General features: G+C 66.8%; 15 protein-coding genes. 7 read left to right on the top strand and 8 right to left on the bottom strand.

The window, feature by feature from the left end; genetic code table 11:
* Positions 1-1,743 (top strand): cytochrome c oxidase subunit I, encoded by a 1,743-nt coding sequence (locus NATPE_RS11145; RefSeq protein ID WP_006181564.1) that lies wholly within the window; start codon positions 1-3, stop codon positions 1,741-1,743.
* Between the two features lie 81 nt (positions 1,744-1,824).
* Positions 1,825-2,544 (top strand): hypothetical protein, encoded by a 720-nt coding sequence (locus tag NATPE_RS11140; protein ID WP_006181563.1) that lies wholly within the window; start codon positions 1,825-1,827, stop codon positions 2,542-2,544.
* 24 nt (positions 2,545-2,568) lie between these two features.
* Here the strand turns inward: NATPE_RS11140 and NATPE_RS11135 are convergent, their stop codons facing one another.
* The 4 genes from NATPE_RS11135 to NATPE_RS11120 form a co-directional block, all read right to left on the bottom strand.
* Positions 2,569-3,261, bottom strand: a complete 693-nt coding sequence (locus NATPE_RS11135; RefSeq protein WP_241432754.1) for a hypothetical protein — start codon at positions 3,259-3,261, stop codon at positions 2,569-2,571.
* Positions 3,262-3,388: 127 nt separating this feature from the next.
* Positions 3,389-5,905: a heavy metal translocating P-type ATPase gene (locus NATPE_RS11130; protein ID WP_006181561.1), complete on the bottom strand. Its 2,517-nt coding sequence runs from the start codon at positions 5,903-5,905 to the stop codon at positions 3,389-3,391.
* A gap of 82 nt (positions 5,906-5,987) precedes the next feature.
* Positions 5,988-6,431, bottom strand: coding sequence for a DUF3054 domain-containing protein (locus NATPE_RS11125; protein ID WP_006181560.1), 444 nt, complete (start codon positions 6,429-6,431; stop codon positions 5,988-5,990).
* A 156-nt stretch (positions 6,432-6,587) separates the two neighbouring features.
* Positions 6,588-7,496 (bottom strand): alpha/beta fold hydrolase, encoded by a 909-nt coding sequence (locus NATPE_RS11120; protein WP_006181559.1) that lies wholly within the window; start codon positions 7,494-7,496, stop codon positions 6,588-6,590.
* A gap of 266 nt (positions 7,497-7,762) precedes the next feature.
* On the opposite strand from NATPE_RS11120, the gene nirK reads away from it, so the two are divergent.
* Complete coding sequence (gene nirK, locus NATPE_RS11115; RefSeq protein ID WP_015299055.1) at positions 7,763-8,821, top strand: copper-containing nitrite reductase; 1,059 nt, start codon at positions 7,763-7,765, stop codon at positions 8,819-8,821.
* A gap of 91 nt (positions 8,822-8,912) precedes the next feature.
* On the opposite strand, the gene NATPE_RS23280 is transcribed toward nirK, so the two are convergent.
* Together NATPE_RS23280 and NATPE_RS11110 are read right to left on the bottom strand one after the other, a co-directional pair.
* A complete protein-coding gene (locus NATPE_RS23280) occupies positions 8,913-9,038 on the bottom strand; it encodes a hypothetical protein (protein ID WP_006180829.1) in 126 nt (41 codons plus the stop codon).
* A gap of 126 nt (positions 9,039-9,164) precedes the next feature.
* The gene (locus tag NATPE_RS11110) at positions 9,165-10,142 is read right to left on the bottom strand and encodes a transcription initiation factor IIB (protein ID WP_049897285.1); all 978 of its coding nucleotides are present in this window, start codon (positions 10,140-10,142) and stop codon (positions 9,165-9,167) included.
* A 171-nt stretch (positions 10,143-10,313) separates the two neighbouring features.
* Here NATPE_RS11110 and gatC point away from each other — a divergent pair, with 171 nt between their 5' ends.
* From gatC to NATPE_RS11095, 3 genes are all read left to right on the top strand, one after another.
* Complete coding sequence (gene gatC / locus NATPE_RS11105) at positions 10,314-10,592, top strand: Asp-tRNA(Asn)/Glu-tRNA(Gln) amidotransferase subunit GatC (RefSeq protein WP_006180831.1); 279 nt, start codon at positions 10,314-10,316, stop codon at positions 10,590-10,592.
* 2 nt (positions 10,593-10,594) lie between these two features.
* Complete coding sequence (gatA, locus tag NATPE_RS11100) at positions 10,595-11,869, top strand: Asp-tRNA(Asn)/Glu-tRNA(Gln) amidotransferase subunit GatA (RefSeq protein ID WP_006180832.1); 1,275 nt, start codon at positions 10,595-10,597, stop codon at positions 11,867-11,869.
* A gap of 149 nt (positions 11,870-12,018) precedes the next feature.
* Entirely contained in the window at positions 12,019-12,432 is a 414-nt protein-coding gene (locus NATPE_RS11095) for a hypothetical protein (RefSeq protein WP_006180833.1), read from the top strand.
* A 267-nt stretch (positions 12,433-12,699) separates the two neighbouring features.
* Here NATPE_RS11095 and NATPE_RS11090 read toward each other — a convergent pair whose 3' ends face one another.
* Both NATPE_RS11090 and NATPE_RS11085 read right to left on the bottom strand, forming a co-directional pair.
* Positions 12,700-13,050: a helix-turn-helix transcriptional regulator gene (locus NATPE_RS11090; RefSeq protein ID WP_006180834.1), complete on the bottom strand. Its 351-nt coding sequence runs from the start codon at positions 13,048-13,050 to the stop codon at positions 12,700-12,702.
* 72 nt (positions 13,051-13,122) lie between these two features.
* Positions 13,123-13,926 (bottom strand): NRDE family protein, encoded by an 804-nt coding sequence (locus NATPE_RS11085; protein ID WP_006180835.1) that lies wholly within the window; start codon positions 13,924-13,926, stop codon positions 13,123-13,125.
* Between the two features lie 236 nt (positions 13,927-14,162).
* Between NATPE_RS11085 and NATPE_RS11080 the strand changes: the two genes are divergently transcribed.
* Complete coding sequence (locus NATPE_RS11080; protein WP_006180836.1) at positions 14,163-15,752, top strand: BCCT family transporter; 1,590 nt, start codon at positions 14,163-14,165, stop codon at positions 15,750-15,752.
* Positions 15,753-15,760 lie beyond the last annotated feature (8 nt).

The following is a 15,760-nucleotide window of genomic DNA, read 5'->3' as shown; positions in this document are numbered from 1 at the left end:
ATGGCACACAAACTGGACGTTCTCGGCCTGTTCGACAACGAGTACCGCGAGGACGGCTTCCGGACCTGCTCTGTAACGGGGCTCGAGGTCCACCGTTCCACCGAGAACCATATCAAACTGTTCGGGCTCACGGCGGTCGTCGCCCTGCTATACGGTGGAATCTTCGCCTTCACCGTCGCGATGACCCGCTGGGAAGTCATCGGGTTGCTCGAGCCCGGGGCCTTCTACACCCACCTGAGCCTGCACGCCTGGAACCTGCTGATCTTCTGGATGGTGTTCATGGAGATCGCCATCCTCTATGTCGGCGGGCCGATGGTGCTTGGCAGACGGCTGCCGTTCACGAAGATCGCGAAGGCCGGCTGGCTCGTCATGGCCGCCGGGGCGGTTCTGGTCAACTACGCCATCTGGACCACCGAGGCACCCAACGAGGCACCGCTGTTGACGGCCTACGTGCCGATGCCGATCTCGCCGCTGTTCTACGCTGGCGCGGTCGTTTTCATTCTGGGAACGGTCGTCGCGGCGCTGCCGTTCTTCGCGACGATGTGGTTCGAGAAGCGCGAAAACCCCGGCAAGACGCTGCCGCTGGTCAGTTTCGCCGCCTTCGTCACGTCGATCATCGCCGTCGAGGCGCTGGTCGGTGGCCTACTCGCGTTCGGTCCCGCCCTGCTGTGGCGTCTCGAGATCATCGAGTGGTGGGACGCGGCCTGGTACCGTCAGATGTACTGGATCATCGGCCACGGCACCCAGCAGATCAACCTCGTGGCGATGATCGCGGTCTGGTACTTCGTGACACACGTCGTCGCGGGCGCGGAGGTCGCCAGCGAGAAGATCTCGCGGACGGCCTTTATTCTGTACCTGTTCTTCATCAACCTCGGGGCGGCACACCACCTGCTGTCCGACCCCGCCGTCTCGACCGGCTGGCGGATCTGGAACACGTCCTACGCGTTCTACGGGGCGACGTTCGCGAGCCTGATCCACGCCTTTACCATCCCGGCCGGGCTCGAGGCCGGCCGGCGTAAACGCGGGAAAGGCGGCGGCCTGTTCGGCTGGCTGACGTCCGCACCATGGCGGAATCCGGTCTTCTCGTCGACGATCTTCTCGATCATCCTCTTCGGCTTCCTCGGGGGGATCACCGGCGTCATGATGGGCCAGCTGCAACTCAACATGACCTGGCACAACACGTTCGCGACGGTCGGGCACTTCCACGGCACCGTCGTCCTCGGGACCACGGTCGCGTTCATGGGCCTGGTCTTCTTCGTGATCCGGACGATGTTCATGCGCCAGTATATCTCCAAGCGGCTGGCCGCGATCCAGCCGTATTTCTACTCGGCCGCGATGGGCGTGGCCGTCCTGATGATGATGTACGTGGGCATCCTCTACGGGATTCCGCGTCGAACCGCCGAGGTCGTCGAGAACATCCCCGGCACCGAGTTCAGCCTCTCGGCCGCCTCGCCGCTGTTTGCGGTCTTCGGGATCTTCGCCCTGCTCGCGATCGCCGGCGGCGTGTTGTTCGTCCTCGTGGCGGTCGGCTCGCTGGTCTTTGGCGACCGCGTCGAGAACGGCGACAACGCCGACCTCGTCGCCGACGGCGGTCTCGGGATGGCACAGGATCCCGATGACCCCGTCCACGCCTACGAGATGCGCGGCACGTTCGTCCTCTGTCTGGTCTTTCTCGCGGCGTTCGTGATCACCTACCTGCTGAACTGGTATCTGCTCACGCAACTCTGGTCGATCGGGGCCTAACCGATCGGCCCCCGACCCCTGGCGAACCGACCGCCCCTCGCGGGCGAACCGACTCTCGACCCACCGATCACCGACGCACGAATGACAGCATCCGACACCGACGCGACTGCATCGCCGCTCGAGTACGTCAGGCGAGTCATCCAACAGGCCTGGCGTGACATCTTGAGCGTGTACTACGCGAACACGCCGATCTGGCGGCTGTTCAAGAGCGTCGGCCTGCTCTTTTTCGGCTTCTTCTGCTGGACGGCGTCGAACCTCCTGTTTTCCTACGGGGTCGAGTGGACGATCCTCGAGTACGTGCGGGCCTACGGCTTCGCCCTCATCCTGTGGGGGCCGTTGACTCACGCCGTCGTCGTCCCGCTGGTGATCCGGCTCCGGCGGACCGCAAACCGGCCCATCGTCCGGACGATCGCCCGTAACGGGTCCAAGATCAACCTCTCGATCTTCCTCGCGATCGTCCTGATTCTGGGGACGGCCCCGATCTCGCCGATGATACTCGACTTCCAGCCTGCCTCCGACGACGGCTCGAGCGCGGACGTAAACCCCGATCTCACCTGTACGCGGGCGGACGGGGAGATCACCTGCGAACTCTCCGACTCCGAGGGGATCGACAGCGTCGTCGTGACAAGCGGTGGAAGCGAGGTGACACGGACCGAGGAACCGCCGTACAACGTCACGTTCCGGGAGGCCGACCTCGAGGAGACGGTCGGTCAAAAGGAGTTCATCGTTGAACTCCGAGACGAGGACGGCGAGACGCTGCGGCGGTACCGGCGGTCCATGGCGTCGGTGTCCGAAGCCTAACTCGTCACCGATCGCCGGAACGGCTCAATCGAAGGCCGTGACGAGATCACCCGCCGCGAGCGGGTCTGGGGCGTTGGCTTCCCGCTCGTTCGGCTCCACCGTCGTCGCGTCGTCGTATTCGACCCTGGCTGCGCCGGTTTCGTCGACTGCGTAGACGACGCCGCTGGGCGCAGCGTCGGCGACCGAAACTGCACCATCCTCGTGGAGTACTGACCCGACGGCACCGACTCGATAGAGGAATACGATGTGCGGGTTCTTTCCCCACAGTTCGCTGTCTTGGACGCCGTAGTAGACGCTGAGGACGCGGCCGGACCCCGACCGGTTACAGAGTTCCTCGTGGGTCACGTACGCGTTCTCGAACTCGCGGACGAAGTCGACGACCGCGGCCGTCCCGAACTCGGTCGGTGGCTCCGGATACGGAATCGTCGCCGCCGTCTCGTACTCGCGAGTGTCGCCGCCTTCGTCGACCGTGATTCGTTCCGACTCCCGCTTGCACTCGGGACGTACTGGCCCCTCTTCGAATCGACTCCGAACGGTCGCCTTCTCACCCCCTCTTTCGGATCGGTCCGACCCGTCGTCATCGGGCCGGTCCGCGTCATCGTCGTCAGATCGATCCGTTTCGCTCCCGGTTCGACCCTCGTCGGCACCGTCGTCGAGACAGCCGGCGACCGCCCCCGTTACCGCGCCGACTGTCGACAGCATCGCTCGTCGGTTCATATACGAACGTGTTGGAGATCCGACTGCATAAACCCGGCTCGAGCTAAAACGGCCGTTTCAGTTATCCGGAACCGGTATCGAGGCGGAGACGCCCGGCGTTGGCCCTCGAGGCGTCGCGGGCCCCGGGTCACCGATCGTCCGACAGCACCGGCCGCGAGGAGTTGACGACGACGATTGCGCTGCTGGTCGCCATCGCGACGGCGGCAAACAGCGGGTTGAGCAATCCCGCTGCGGCCAGTGGGATCGCGACCGCGTTGTACAGCAGTGCCCAGCAGACGTTCTCGCGAATGCGCCGTCGTGTGCCCGCTGCGAGATCGAACACGGCGGGGACGGCGCGGAGATCGCTCCCGGTCACGACGGCGTCGGCGGCGTCGGTCGCGCGAGCGGTCCCGCTGTCGAGGGCGATCCCGACGTCCGCAGCCGCCAGTGCGGGTGCGTCGTTGGTTCCGTCGCCGACCATCGCGGTGGTCCCCTCGTCGGCGAGCCGCCGGACGGTCTCGACTTTGCCGTCCGGCGGGACGCCCGCGAAGACCCGATCGACCGCCGGATGGTCGCGGAACGTCGCCGTCGCGGCTTCGTCGTCGCCCGTCAGGACGATCACCTCGCGGTCGGCGACCGACTCGAGGACCTCGCGCCACTCCGCCCGTCGGCGGTCCCCGACGACCGCGACGGCCCGCGCCCGCCCGTCGTAGCCGACGACCGTGGGAAGGTCGCCGCCGGCTCGCGCCTCGTCGATCGCCGCCTCGAGTGCCGCCGGGATCGGACCGACCAGCCGCTCGACGAGGTCGGGCGTCCCCACCACGACGCGGCGACGGGACGTGCCCGACGGCTCGGACGCCCGCTCCTCGGGCGCGGGCCGATCGGACGCCTCGAGACCGACCGTCGCACTCACTCCCTCGCCGGGGTGTCGCTCGAAGTCGGTCACCGCGAGGTCGTGATCGCGAGGTGGCAAGTCACCGGCCGCCGCGGCGTCGACGGTGCCCCCGTCGGACGCGACCGGGTCGTCGATGCCCGTGCCCTCGTTTTCGGACGCCTCGGCCGTAGCGTGGGCGACGATAGCGCCCGCAACCGGATGTTCGGAGCGGCGTTCGACGGCCGCGGCGAACGTGATCGCCGAGTCCTCGCCGTGGACCTCACGGACCGACATTTCGCCGGCGGTCAGCGTGCCGGTCTTGTCGAAGACGACCGTCTCGGCGGCCGACGCCGATTCGAACAGGGTCGCGTTCGCGACGACGATCCCGCGCTCTAAGGCGTCGCGCAGTCCGGACGCGACCGCCAGCGGCGTCGCCAGCCCCATGGCACAGGGACAGGAGACGACGAGTACCGTCAGCCCCGTCAACACGGCGTCGCCGACGGGCGTCCCCGTCGCGAGCCGCCAGGCCGTGACGAGGACTGCGACGGTCACGACGAGAGGGACGAAGACCGTCGCGAGCCGGTCGGCCAGCCGCTGGACGCCCGGGGTCGCGCTCTGGATCTCCCACATGAGCGTCGCGATCCGGTCGAGCGTACTCTCAGCGTCCTCGCCGACCTCGAGGACGAGCGCGCTGTCGGTCACGATCGCGCCGCCGACGACCCGGTCGCCAGGCTCCTTGGTGACCGGCAGGGACTCCCCCGTGAGGACCGACTCGTCGACCGCCGCCGTCCCCTCACGGACGATCCCGTCGACCGGAATCCGCTCGCCCGGTTTGACGAGCAGTTCGTCGCCGGCCGCGAGCCGATCGACGGGGACCGTTTCGGTCCCGCCCCCATCCGGAAGCCGGCGTGTTGCTTCCCGGACCTGCGCGGCGGTCACGTCCGCAAGCAGATCGGTGGCCCGGCGCTTGATCCGGCGTTCGTAGTAGGTGCCAAGCGAGACGATCATGATCACGGCGACGGTCACGTCGTAGTAGAGGTGGGTACTGCCCGTCGCCAGCGCGACCGTGCTGTAGGCGTAGGCCGAGACGGCAGCGACGGCGATCAGCAGGTCCATGTTCGGCTGGCCGACCCGCAGGCTGACGTACGCGCCCCGCAGGACGGGGTAGCCGGTATAGCACAGGACGCCGGTCGTCAACAGCCCGATTATCGCCATCGGCAGGTAGATTCCGACCGGTGAGGTCGCGTCGACCGAGAGAATCCCCGTCTCGATACCGACGTAGCTCGGATAGAGATAGAACAGGTACCACGGCATGATCAACATCGCGAGAAAGCCGCCGACCAGCAGCCGCTGGATCAGTTCCGTCTCGTCTCGCCGGCCGCCGTCGCCGTCGCGGAACCGCGCCTCGTAGCCGTAGCCCGAGAGCCGCTCGGGGAGATCGGCCCGTTCGAGCCGCTCGGGATCGTAGACGACCCGGGCGGTGTCGGTCGCGTAGCTCGCCTCGACGGTCAGGATACCCGGCTCGTCCTCGCCCAGCAGCGAGACGAACCCCTCGCAGGTCGAGCAGTGCATCCCGTCGACCGCCAGAAACGTCTCCGCGGCCCCCGCCGGCACCTCGCGGTCGGTCGACTCCCGCGCGCGATCGACTACTGCCTCGCGCTCGAGTCCATCGACGTCGTCGAGGGTCGCGCTCACCTCGAGACAGCCACGACAGCAGAACGTCCCCTCGAGGTCGGCCGCGGTCACCGGTTCGTCGGGGATCGGCAGCCCGCAGAGCGAGCAGGAACTCATCTCACGGTCGAACGTCGTCGACGAGTCGGGGAAGCCGTAGTCCCGAACGAGTTCGGGTTAGTGGCCGATGATCGAAGCGGGATCACGCGCGGCCTGCCCGCCAGCGGTGGCCGGCCGTCACCGCCAGCCGCCACGGGAGGATAAAACCGAGCCCGAGGACGGCGTTGACCAGCAGGAACTCGGGCGGTGCGCCGCCGAGGAACAGCGACGACGAGCGAATGAGACCGCCGATCAGGGTCGCGGCGATCCACGCGATGGCGACGACTGCGAGGGTGCGCCCGAACGACTCGAGGACTCGTCCCCGATAGGCCCCGAGAAGCGGCGCAGCGATCGCCCAGCCGATCACGAACGGGGTCGCCGTTCGAAGGGTGTAGGCCGGGAACGTCCACGGTTCCATCGCGTGCATGAACAGGCCGACGCCGATGAACGCCACGACGACGAGCGCGTCGACGACGGCTACCGACAGGACGAACGGTTCGGTGACGATTCGACCGACCGACTGTGGCTGTATGCGGGATTCGATCATACTAGTCCTCGAGCGCCGCACGGACCGGTGAGATGGCCGGGATCGCCGGCAGCCCGGTACGGAGCGACTCGTTCGGAGCGACGCTCCCGTCGGATGCGGTTCCTCTCCCGAACGTGTTCTGCCGGTCCGATCGGTCCCCGGTATCACCGGAGCCGATCAAGCAGCCAGATGTGCGAGGATTTCGTCGGTGAGCCGCGTCGGCGCTTCGTGTGGCACCCAGTGGCTCGTCTCCGGGAGCAACTCGAGCCGTCCGTCGGCACACAGCATCGTGCTGTCGACCGCCAGCGAGGGAACGAGCGCGTCGTCGTCCTCGCCCCAGACGACGAGCGTCGGGGGCTCGATCGGCTCGGTCGGGGACCGAGGCGGATACCGGGCGGCCGCTCGATACCAGTTCAGCATCGCCGTCAGCGCCCCCTCTCGGTCCCAGGCGCGGCGATAGCGAGCCAGTTCGTCATCGCGGAACGTTCCCGGGGCGGCCGTCCCACGAAGGGCCCGCTCGAGAACGCGGTAGTCGTCGTAGCGGGCGACGCGTTCGGGAAGCCACGGCACCTGGAACCAGAGGGCGTACCAGCTCCGGCGTAGCTGCGCCGGATTCGACAGGAGTTGGCGGCGGTACGCGGTCGGGTGTGGGACGTTCACGATGGTCAGTCGGTCGACGACCTCGGGGTGGTGGGCTGCGACCGACCAGGCGACCATGCCGCCCCAGTCGTGGCCGACGACGGCCGCGCGTTCGCGATCCTCGGTCCCGATCAGTTCGACCACGTCCCGCGTCAGTTCAGTGAGACGGTACGAACCAACGCCGTCGGGTTTCTCGCTTCGGTTGTACCCGCGCTGATCGGGCACGACGACCCGATAGCCGGCATCGACGAGCGGCCCGATGACCCGCCGCCAGCCGTACCAGAACTCGGGAAACCCGTGGAGCAAGACCACCAGCGGCGCCGACTCGTCACCGGCGGCGACGACGTGCAGGTCGACCCCGTTGACCGTTCGGCGACTCGAGTCCAGTTCGACCGACGAAACGGTCGCCTCGAGTACTCCGTCCGAAGCGCGTCCGTGTGGCTCCATGCTACTGACTTGACCGAGATCCAACATATCCGTTTGGGTCGGCCACGCTCGAGAGTCGCTTCCCGCTGGGAGTGGGACCGATGACGGGGCTGAATTCGTGCCGGTCGACGAAATCAACCGGAAGTGGGTATTTAATGGACCATCATATCCGGGGAACCGACGATCGGATTACTATCCGACGGGAAGCATCGTGATGGTTGATCATACGTCCACCACTATGTATAGATAGGACAATGACCCAATCCAATCTCACCCGACGACGGGCGATGCAGGCGATCGGAGCGACCGGCGCGTTGGCAGTCGCCGGCTGCCTCGGTGGCGACACCCAGACCGACAGCGGGAACGGCGACCAGTCGGCGGCTGAGGACGAGGGGCTGGCGGCAGCCAAAGCCGTCGACGTCGACCGCATCGCGCGGGACCCGACGGACATTCCGGACCCGGTTGACTGGAACGAGCCCCGCGAACACGACGTCACGATCCGGACCGAGCGGGTCACGGCCGAGATCGAGCCCGGGGTCACCTTCGACTACATGACCTTCGAGGGGCAGGTTCCCGGGCCGATGCTCCGAGTGCGCCGCGGCGACCGGGTGAATCTGACCTTCGACGTGCCGGATGACCTGAACGTGGCCGCCCACAACATGGACTTCCACGCGGTCTACGGCCCCGGCGGCGGTGCCGACGCGACCACGATCGCGCCCGGCGATGATCCCACCCAGATCAGCTTCACCGCCGACTACGCGGGCGTGTTCATCTATCACTGCGCGATCCCGAACATGGACCAGCACATCAGCGCGGGCATGTTCGGCTCGATCCTCGTCGAGCCCGAGGACGGTCTGCCCGAGGTCGACAACGAGTACTACCTCGGCCAGCACGAGATCTACACGGACGGCGACCTCGGCGAGGAAGGCCACCACGGCTTCGACTTCGATGCGATGCTCAAAGAGGAGCCGACCTACGTCGTCTTCAATGGCCAGGCCTACGGCTTCACTCCCGACGGCGGCGTTCCCATGGAGGCCAACACCGGCGAGACCGCCCGGGTGTACTTCGCCAACGGCGGCCCGAACCTGCTGAGTTCCTGGCACGCCATCGGCAACGTCTGGAGTCGCTTCTACCGCGACGGCGACCTCCTGACCGACCCCGATCGCAACGTCGAAACCGCGCCCGTCGCACCCGGGACGACGGCTGCGGCCGAAATGGAGTTCCCGGTGCCGGGACCGGTCAAGATCGTCGACCACGCCCTGACTCGTGCCGCCCGCCGCGGCGCACTCGGCGTCGTCGACGTCAGTGGCGAGCCTACCCGCGACATCTACGACGAGGACCCGTGAGCGGGATCGGATCCGGACGACTTTTTTGCGCGTGATGCCACCCGCCGCCGAGTCGAACTCGAGGCCGACGCGTCGCGTCCACGGGGCGTCGTCAGGTCCAGACGTGGAGGCAGTCGGTCGAGCAGAAGTGGAGGTCGACCGACTCCCGTCCGTCCGGTTCGACGTAGGTCGTCAACGTGTACGCGACCGCGTCGGAATCGCAGTTGTCACAGTGCATACGGCCACGGTCACGACGACCACCCTTGAGTATCGACCTGTTAAAATATCGTTCTCGTGATTGTTCGGCGAGTAAGACAGTATTGGAACGCGACAATCACGGGTTGACCGTCAGTCGCGATACCGCTCAGGCCGGCGCGCCGCCGTCGGCCTCGAGCAGTTCCTTGTAGCGGTTGCGGATGGTGACCTCGGAGATGCTGGCGACGTCGCTGACGTCGTTTTGGGTGACTTTCTCGTTGGTCAGGAGGGCGGCGGCGTAGACGGCGGCCGCGGCGAGGCCGACCGGAGACTTGCCGCTGTGGACGCCGCGTTCCTTGGCCGTCGACAGGAGGTCGTGAGCGCGGCGTTCGGTCTCGTCGGCGAGATCGAGATCGCTGGCGAACCGGGGGACGTAGCTCTCGGGATCGGCCGGCTGGACCTCGAGGCCGAGTTCCCGGACGACGTACCGGTATGTGCGGGCGATTTCGGCTTTCTCGACGCGGCTGACCGCCGAAATCTCGTCGAGACTGCGAGGGGTGCCGGCCTGTCGGGCGGCGGCGTACAGCGACGCGGTCGCGACGCCTTCGATCGAGCGACCCGGCAGCAGGTCCTCCTCGAGGGCACGCCGATAGATCACGCTCGACGTTTCGCGGACGGTGTCGGGGAGACCGAGCGCGCTGGCCATCCGGTCGATCTCGCCCAGCGCCTGCTTGAGGTTGCGCTCCTTGGAGTTACGGGTGCGAAAGCGCTCGTTCCAGGTACGCAGGCGCTGCATCTTCTCGCGTTGGCGACTCGAGAGCGAGCGGCCGTAGGCGTCTTTGTCCTGCCAGCCGATGTTGGTCGAGAGCCCCTGGTCGTGCATCATGTTGGTCGTCGGCGCGCCGACGCGGGACTTCTCGTCTTTCTCGGCGGCGTCGAACGCACGCCATTCGGGGCCGCGGTCGATCTCGTCTTCCTCGACGACGAGGCTACAGTCCGTACAGACCGTCTCGGCACGTCCGTCGTCGGAAACCAGTCGGCCGCCACACTCGGGGCAGTGTTCCTGCTCGTCGGCGGTCTCGGTCGATGTCTCGGACTCGGTTTGGCGGGGCTCGTCGCTTCGCGTTCGGATGGGTGAGTCTGTCATTGTCAGCGAGACGGGTACCAGTGGCTGGAAAACGTTCTCGTGACCCATATAACGGAATCATGTCAGTTAAACGCTGGGATCGAGACAGTCCGCGGCGGGCAGCAGTCGGCGGACGGTCCGTGGCCCCGCGGTATCGAAACCCTTACTCTCCGGAGGCCGGTCTGACCACGTATGAGCGACGACGCCGTCAGTCCCGAGGAGGTCCGCCACGTCGCGGAGCTGGCCCGCGTCGACCTCGACGACGAAGAGGTCGACCGGTTCACCGGGCAGTTCGCGGACATCCTCGAGTACTTCGAGACCCTAGACGAGGTGCCGGCAGTCGATCGGGACGCCGATCTCGCGAACGTGATGCGGCCCGACGAGGAACGCGAATCGCTCTCGAGCGAGGACGCGCTCCGGAACGCGTCGGAAACCGAGGACGGCTACTTCAAGGGGCCCAACGTCTCGTAACCATGTCCGAGGACATTTTCATCACCGAGGAGCGGATCGAGGGGGCCGACGACGGCCCGCTCGCCGGTCGGACGGTCGCCGTCAAGGACAACATCTCGACCGAGGGGGTCCGGACGACCTGCGGCTCGAAGATGCTCGAGGACTACGTCCCGCCCTACGACGCGACGGTCGTCTCGCGGCTGAAGGAGGCCGGCGCGACCATCGTCGGCAAGGCCAACATGGACGAGTTCGGCATGGGGACGACCACCGAGACCTCCTACTTCGGTGCGACGGACAACCCTGCCGCGCCGGGCCACGTTCCCGGGGGCTCCTCGGGAGGCTCCGCGGCCGCCGTCGCCGCCGGCGAGGCCGACCTCGCGCTGGGGTCGGACACCGGCGGCTCGGTTCGCTGTCCCGCGGCCTTCTGTGGCGTCGTCGGCATCAAGCCGACCTACGGCCTCGTCTCGCGGTACGGCCTCGTCGCCTACGGCAACAGCTTGGAGCAGATCGGCCCCTTCGGCGAGACCGTCGAGGACGCCGCCGAACTGCTTGACGTGATCGCCGGCAGCGACGAGCGCGATGCGACGACACGCGAGGCGCCACTGGAAGACAGCGAGCGCTACGCCGACGCCGCGACCGGCGACGTCGACGGGCTCTCGATCGGCGTTCCGACGGAACTGCTCGAGGGGGCCGACGAGGGGGTCGTCGAGACGTTCTGGGACGCCATCGCCGACTTGGAGGACCGCGGCGCGGAGTACCACGAGGTCTCCCTGCCGTCCGTCGAACACGCCGTCGAGGCCTACTACGTGATCGCGATGTCGGAAGCCTCGTCGAACCTCGCGCGGTTCGACGGCGTCCGCTACGGGCAGTCGGGCGGCTACGACGGCAACTGGAACGAGACCTTCGCGAAAGCGCGCGAGGAGGGGTTCGGCGACGAGGTCAAACGGCGGATTCTGCTGGGAACCTACGCACTCTCCGCCGGCTACCACGACAAGTACTACAAGAAGGCCCAGGACGCCCGCGCGTGGGTCAAACAGGACTTCGACGACGCCCTCGCGGAGGCGGACGTCCTCGCCAGCCCGACGATGCCGGTGCCGCCGTTCGAACTCGGCGAGAGCCTCGAGGATCCGCTGCAGTTGTATCTCGCCGACGCGAACACCGTGCCGGTGAACCTCGCTGACCTGCCCGCGATTTCGGTGCCGGCCGGCGAAACGGACGGGCTCCCCGTCGGCCTCCAACTGATCGGCCCCGCATTCGGCGAACGGCGGCTGATCCGGGCGGCGAGCGCGCTCGCCTGAGACGGCTTGCTGTTCTGATTTTCCGGCGCAACCGCGACCCGTAGCGATTGCGCCGGCAATGACTGACAGGAAACCGTCTGAACGACGGATAGATTTTTGTGTCCGTCTGGCAATCCTCTGCGTACCGAACGGTTCACTCGAGGGGACTTATGAAAATCGCACAGGATCAGGAGGTCGAATTCGACGAGTTCTCGCGGGCGTGTGATCTCGTCGAGAGCTATTTCGGGGAGACGATCGATGACGTCGCGTTGCACGCGCCGGTTTCCCGCCGGCAGCTCATCGCCGTCCTCGCGCGCGCACAGCTGTCGGGTCGACAGCTCGCGATCGACGGCCTGACCGAGGAGGGCGAGGTCGTCTATCAGTCCAACGACGAAACGCTGCTGTGGCTCGACGGCGGGTTCTGGACCGACATGCGGGGCCAACATCACCTAGAGCCCGACGAGGGACGGGCCGCACGCGAGGTCCACCGGCGACTCATCGAGGCGTTGGACGGCGACGTCTCCTACTACAACCGCGAACGCGACCCCTTCGTTCTCATCGAGCGGTTCGATCCCTACGAGTGATCGATTCCGCCGGGCCGGCTGGGTCGGCTCCCGACCCGACGCACAGTGTCTCGACAGCCGGCGTGTTCATGTCTCGCTCTTATTTATCAACGAACCGTAACTAGACCGTGTCCGTCGCGCCGGATCCCGCCGAGATATTCGATCGGGCCGCACACGTGGCTGGCGCGCTCACTTCGGCGTCGGCAACGACTGACCCGACGCGATAGCCTGCGCTCGAGCAACGGCAGCCGATGAAAGAGCGGTGGTTCGTCGACCGCGGTCGACGGGTTACTCCTCGTAAGCGAGGTTCATGATCCACTGGGAGAAGGCGTCGCTGTTGGGGTCGACCTCCTCCTCGCCGATGAACGGCGAGAGCATGTCGCCGGCCATCAGCAGGGTGAAATCCAGGTCGCGGGCGGTCGGCGAGATGTAGTAGGTGTTGTGTCCCTCGTAGACGGTCTCCTCCCGGTCGACCAGTTCCTTCTCGACGAGCGACTCGACGATTCGACTGCCCTTCCGCGAGGAGACGTCCAGTTCCTTCCAGAAGTCGCTCTGGTGGATGCCGCCGGACTCGCGGACGAGTTCGAGGCCCGCGCGCTCGGCCTCGGTGAGTTCGGCTTCGGCCGCGGACACGCTCACGGCCACCACCTCGCCGTGTGCGTCGCTACAGGCAGGAGTGCGTCCATACCCATACCAGATAGTGCGAGCCGCTTAAATGTGCCCTTCGCCGTCGATCGCCGGGTCCGTTCCGTCGGCGTCGGCGGCTCCCGACACGCGTTCGGGGAGAGAGACCGACTCGTAGCTCGTCCGACAGGGCGGTCCCGGCGCGAACTCGTATCGCGCCGTCTCGGGACCGAGCGCGAGCAGCGATGACGAGCGGGTTCCGAACCCGTCCTCATGAATGCAGACGCCGTAATCGTGGTCCGAAAGCACCGCGGCCCCGCGCTCGAGCCAGTCGCCGACGGTCTCGCCCGATGCCGGCGCGAGCGCATCCCGGACCGCTCGAGCGTTGTCCGCCTGCGCTTGGCCGACCGCCGCTCGGTCCGCCGGGACGTCGACGTCGTCGTTGACCGCGACGTTGACGACGACGTGGACGCCGGGCTCGAACTCGGTCAGCGTGAGGTCGCCGTCCCACTGGTAGCAAAACGCCTCGTCGGCGTCGGCGGCAACCAGATAGAACCCGCTGTACCCGTCGGCATCGGTCGCGTCCGCCACGATCGAGCGGGCTTCGGCGGCCGAGCGCGCCTCGAGGGCGTCGGCGACGAGCAGCCCCCGAGAGCGCTCGCCGGCGAGATCGGCGGTGGCCCACTTGTTCGTGAGGCCGACGAAGACGCCGTGTTCGTTGTAGCCGATCCAAGTGCCGCCGGCCTCGGCGTCACGCGGCGCAACGATCAGCGGTTCCTCGCGGTAGACGCCCGGCGGTTCGGATGGCCGGCCGACCGCCTCGTCACGGTTCGCGGCGACGGCGACCGGTGCCTCCTCGAAGACCTGCCAAGCGAGCGTGAGCGTACACACGGGTCCGCGTAGGGCGGCAAGCGGCTTAACTCCGGGTCCGGCGGCAATCCCGTTGGTTCCGCCCATCTATCCTGCAGTGTGGTACCGATCCTGTAGCGGCGTTCGATACAAAGGGTTCTTCAACGATTAGGAGTGGGATCCGAGACACATCTGATGCTGGCTCACACAATCGTGAGTAGCGACGATACGCAGACGACCGCCGAACGGAACGGCGACGAGCGTAGTGGGGTCGAACGATGAACGTCGGTCGGCTCCTCGGCCTCGAGGACGCCTCGCGGGGAGAGATGGCCCTGTTTTTCGTGACGATGGGCGTGATGCTCTCGCTTGGGATCGTTGGATTCCTGCGGCCGTCGGCATTGAGTAGTGCGCTCATTGGGGCGAAAAGCTGGGTCCTCGTCTACTTCGGCTGGTGGTTCATCCTGCTTGGGTTCGTCCTGCTGGTCGCCGCGACCGCGTTCACGGCCTCGCGGTACGGCCGGATCCGGATCGGCGGCCCCGACGCCGAGCCCGAATTCGATCGCTTCTCGTGGCTATCGATGGTCTTTACCGTCGGGTTCGGCGCGTCAGTCCTCATCTGGGGCGTGGCGGAACCGGTTTCGATCGTCCAGTATCCCCCGCCGGATCCCGCGCCGGTCCAGAACGCGTCCACCGAGTCGATGGCGCTCGCGTTCATGTTCATCCACGAGGTGTTCCCGGGGCTGGCGATGTGGTATCTCCCCGTCGCGATCGCCTTCGGGATCGCGGTCTACACGGACGGCATCGGCGAGTACAAGATCAGTTCGATGCTTGCCGGCGTCGTCGACAAGGGCCGAATCCCGGGCCTCTACTGGCTGGTCGATCTGGCGGCGATGATCGCCACGATCGGCGGCATCGCGACGACGCTCGGGTTCAGCGCACAGACGATGTCCGCGATCCTCAGCGGCGTCTTCGGCCTCGAGGCGCGGATCCTCACCTACGCGGTGTTCGCGCTGATCGGGCTGGTCTTCCTCGGTGACGTCTGGCTCGGCCTCCGGAAGGGGATCCGTAACGCGGCCCGGGCGACGGTGGTCCTCATCGGCGTCGCGATGGCCCTACTCGTGGTGATCGGGCCGACGCTGTACATGCTCGAACTCCACCTCGACGCGACCGGCGTCTGGCTCAGCAACCTGTTCCGGCTGTCGCTGTACACCGCGCCGGGGGCCGAGGGCAACTGGGCGGCCGACTGGACCGGCTTCTGGTGGGCCTGGTGGGCCGCCTGGAGTATCTTCGTCGGGAGTTTCGTCGCTCGCGTCTCGAAGGGCCGCACGGTCAGGGAACTGTTCGCCGTCCTCGTGCTGGTCCCGACGCTGTTCACCTGGATCCAGCACGGTCTCATCGGCGGCTGGGCGCTCGCACCGGGGTATCAAGCTCCAATCGCGGAGGCACTGGCCGCCTCGGGCAATCCCGCAGCCATCGCGAAAGCCCTCGAGATCACGCCGTATGGAACGATTCTCGCCGTACTCTTCGTCTTCATCATCGCCGGCTACATCATTACCTCGCTCGACTCGGCGGTGTTTATGATTTCGGCGATCACGCTCGGCGACGAGAACCCGAACCCGCGAAACCGCGCGTGGTGGGGTGCCTTGCTCGCCGTCTTCGGGATGATGTCACTCGAACTCGAGGAGTTCAGCGCCATCGAGTCGCTGTCGGTGACGATGGCGCTGCCGTTCTCGCTGTTCCTGTTGCTCGTCCTGTACGGCAGCTACGTCGTCGCCAGAAACTACGTTCGCGACAACGAGACGCCGGTCTCGGAGCCGCCGACTCGCCGTCAGCGGCCGGTCTCCGAGAGCGTCTCCGACGACGACTGACCAGCGAC

The sequence above is a fragment of the Natrinema pellirubrum DSM 15624 genome, assembly GCF_000230735.2.
Taxonomy (GTDB): Archaea; Halobacteriota; Halobacteria; order Halobacteriales; family Natrialbaceae; genus Natrinema; species Natrinema pellirubrum.
The sequence above is the reverse complement of the archived record's forward strand: the minus strand, read 5'-3'. Positions and strand labels throughout refer to the sequence as shown.

Excerpts from the sequence above, each read along its gene's own strand:
- NATPE_RS11130 (WP_006181561.1), bottom strand. The coding sequence starts at position 5,905 with ATGAGTTCCTGCTCGCTCTGCGGGCTGCCGATCCCCGACGAACCGGTG.
- gatA (WP_006180832.1), top strand. The coding sequence starts at position 10,595 with ATGTCCGAGGACATTTTCATCACCGAGGAGCGGATCGAGGGGGCCGAC.
- NATPE_RS11095 (WP_006180833.1), top strand. The coding sequence starts at position 12,019 with ATGAAAATCGCACAGGATCAGGAGGTCGAATTCGACGAGTTCTCGCGG.
- NATPE_RS11135 (WP_241432754.1), bottom strand. The coding sequence starts at position 3,261 with ATGAACCGACGAGCGATGCTGTCGACAGTCGGCGCGGTAACGGGGGCG.
- NATPE_RS11120 (WP_006181559.1), bottom strand. The coding sequence starts at position 7,496 with ATGGAGCCACACGGACGCGCTTCGGACGGAGTACTCGAGGCGACCGTT.
- NATPE_RS11140 (WP_006181563.1), top strand. The coding sequence starts at position 1,825 with ATGACAGCATCCGACACCGACGCGACTGCATCGCCGCTCGAGTACGTC.
- NATPE_RS11145 (WP_006181564.1), top strand. The coding sequence starts at position 1 with ATGGCACACAAACTGGACGTTCTCGGCCTGTTCGACAACGAGTACCGC.
- gatC (WP_006180831.1), top strand. The coding sequence starts at position 10,314 with ATGAGCGACGACGCCGTCAGTCCCGAGGAGGTCCGCCACGTCGCGGAG.
- NATPE_RS11080 (WP_006180836.1), top strand. The coding sequence starts at position 14,163 with ATGAACGTCGGTCGGCTCCTCGGCCTCGAGGACGCCTCGCGGGGAGAG.
- NATPE_RS11110 (WP_049897285.1), bottom strand. The coding sequence starts at position 10,142 with ATGACAGACTCACCCATCCGAACGCGAAGCGACGAGCCCCGCCAAACC.
- NATPE_RS23280 (WP_006180829.1), bottom strand. The coding sequence starts at position 9,038 with ATGCACTGTGACAACTGCGATTCCGACGCGGTCGCGTACACGTTGACG.
- NATPE_RS11125 (WP_006181560.1), bottom strand. The coding sequence starts at position 6,431 with ATGATCGAATCCCGCATACAGCCACAGTCGGTCGGTCGAATCGTCACC.
- nirK (WP_015299055.1), top strand. The coding sequence starts at position 7,763 with ATGCAGGCGATCGGAGCGACCGGCGCGTTGGCAGTCGCCGGCTGCCTC.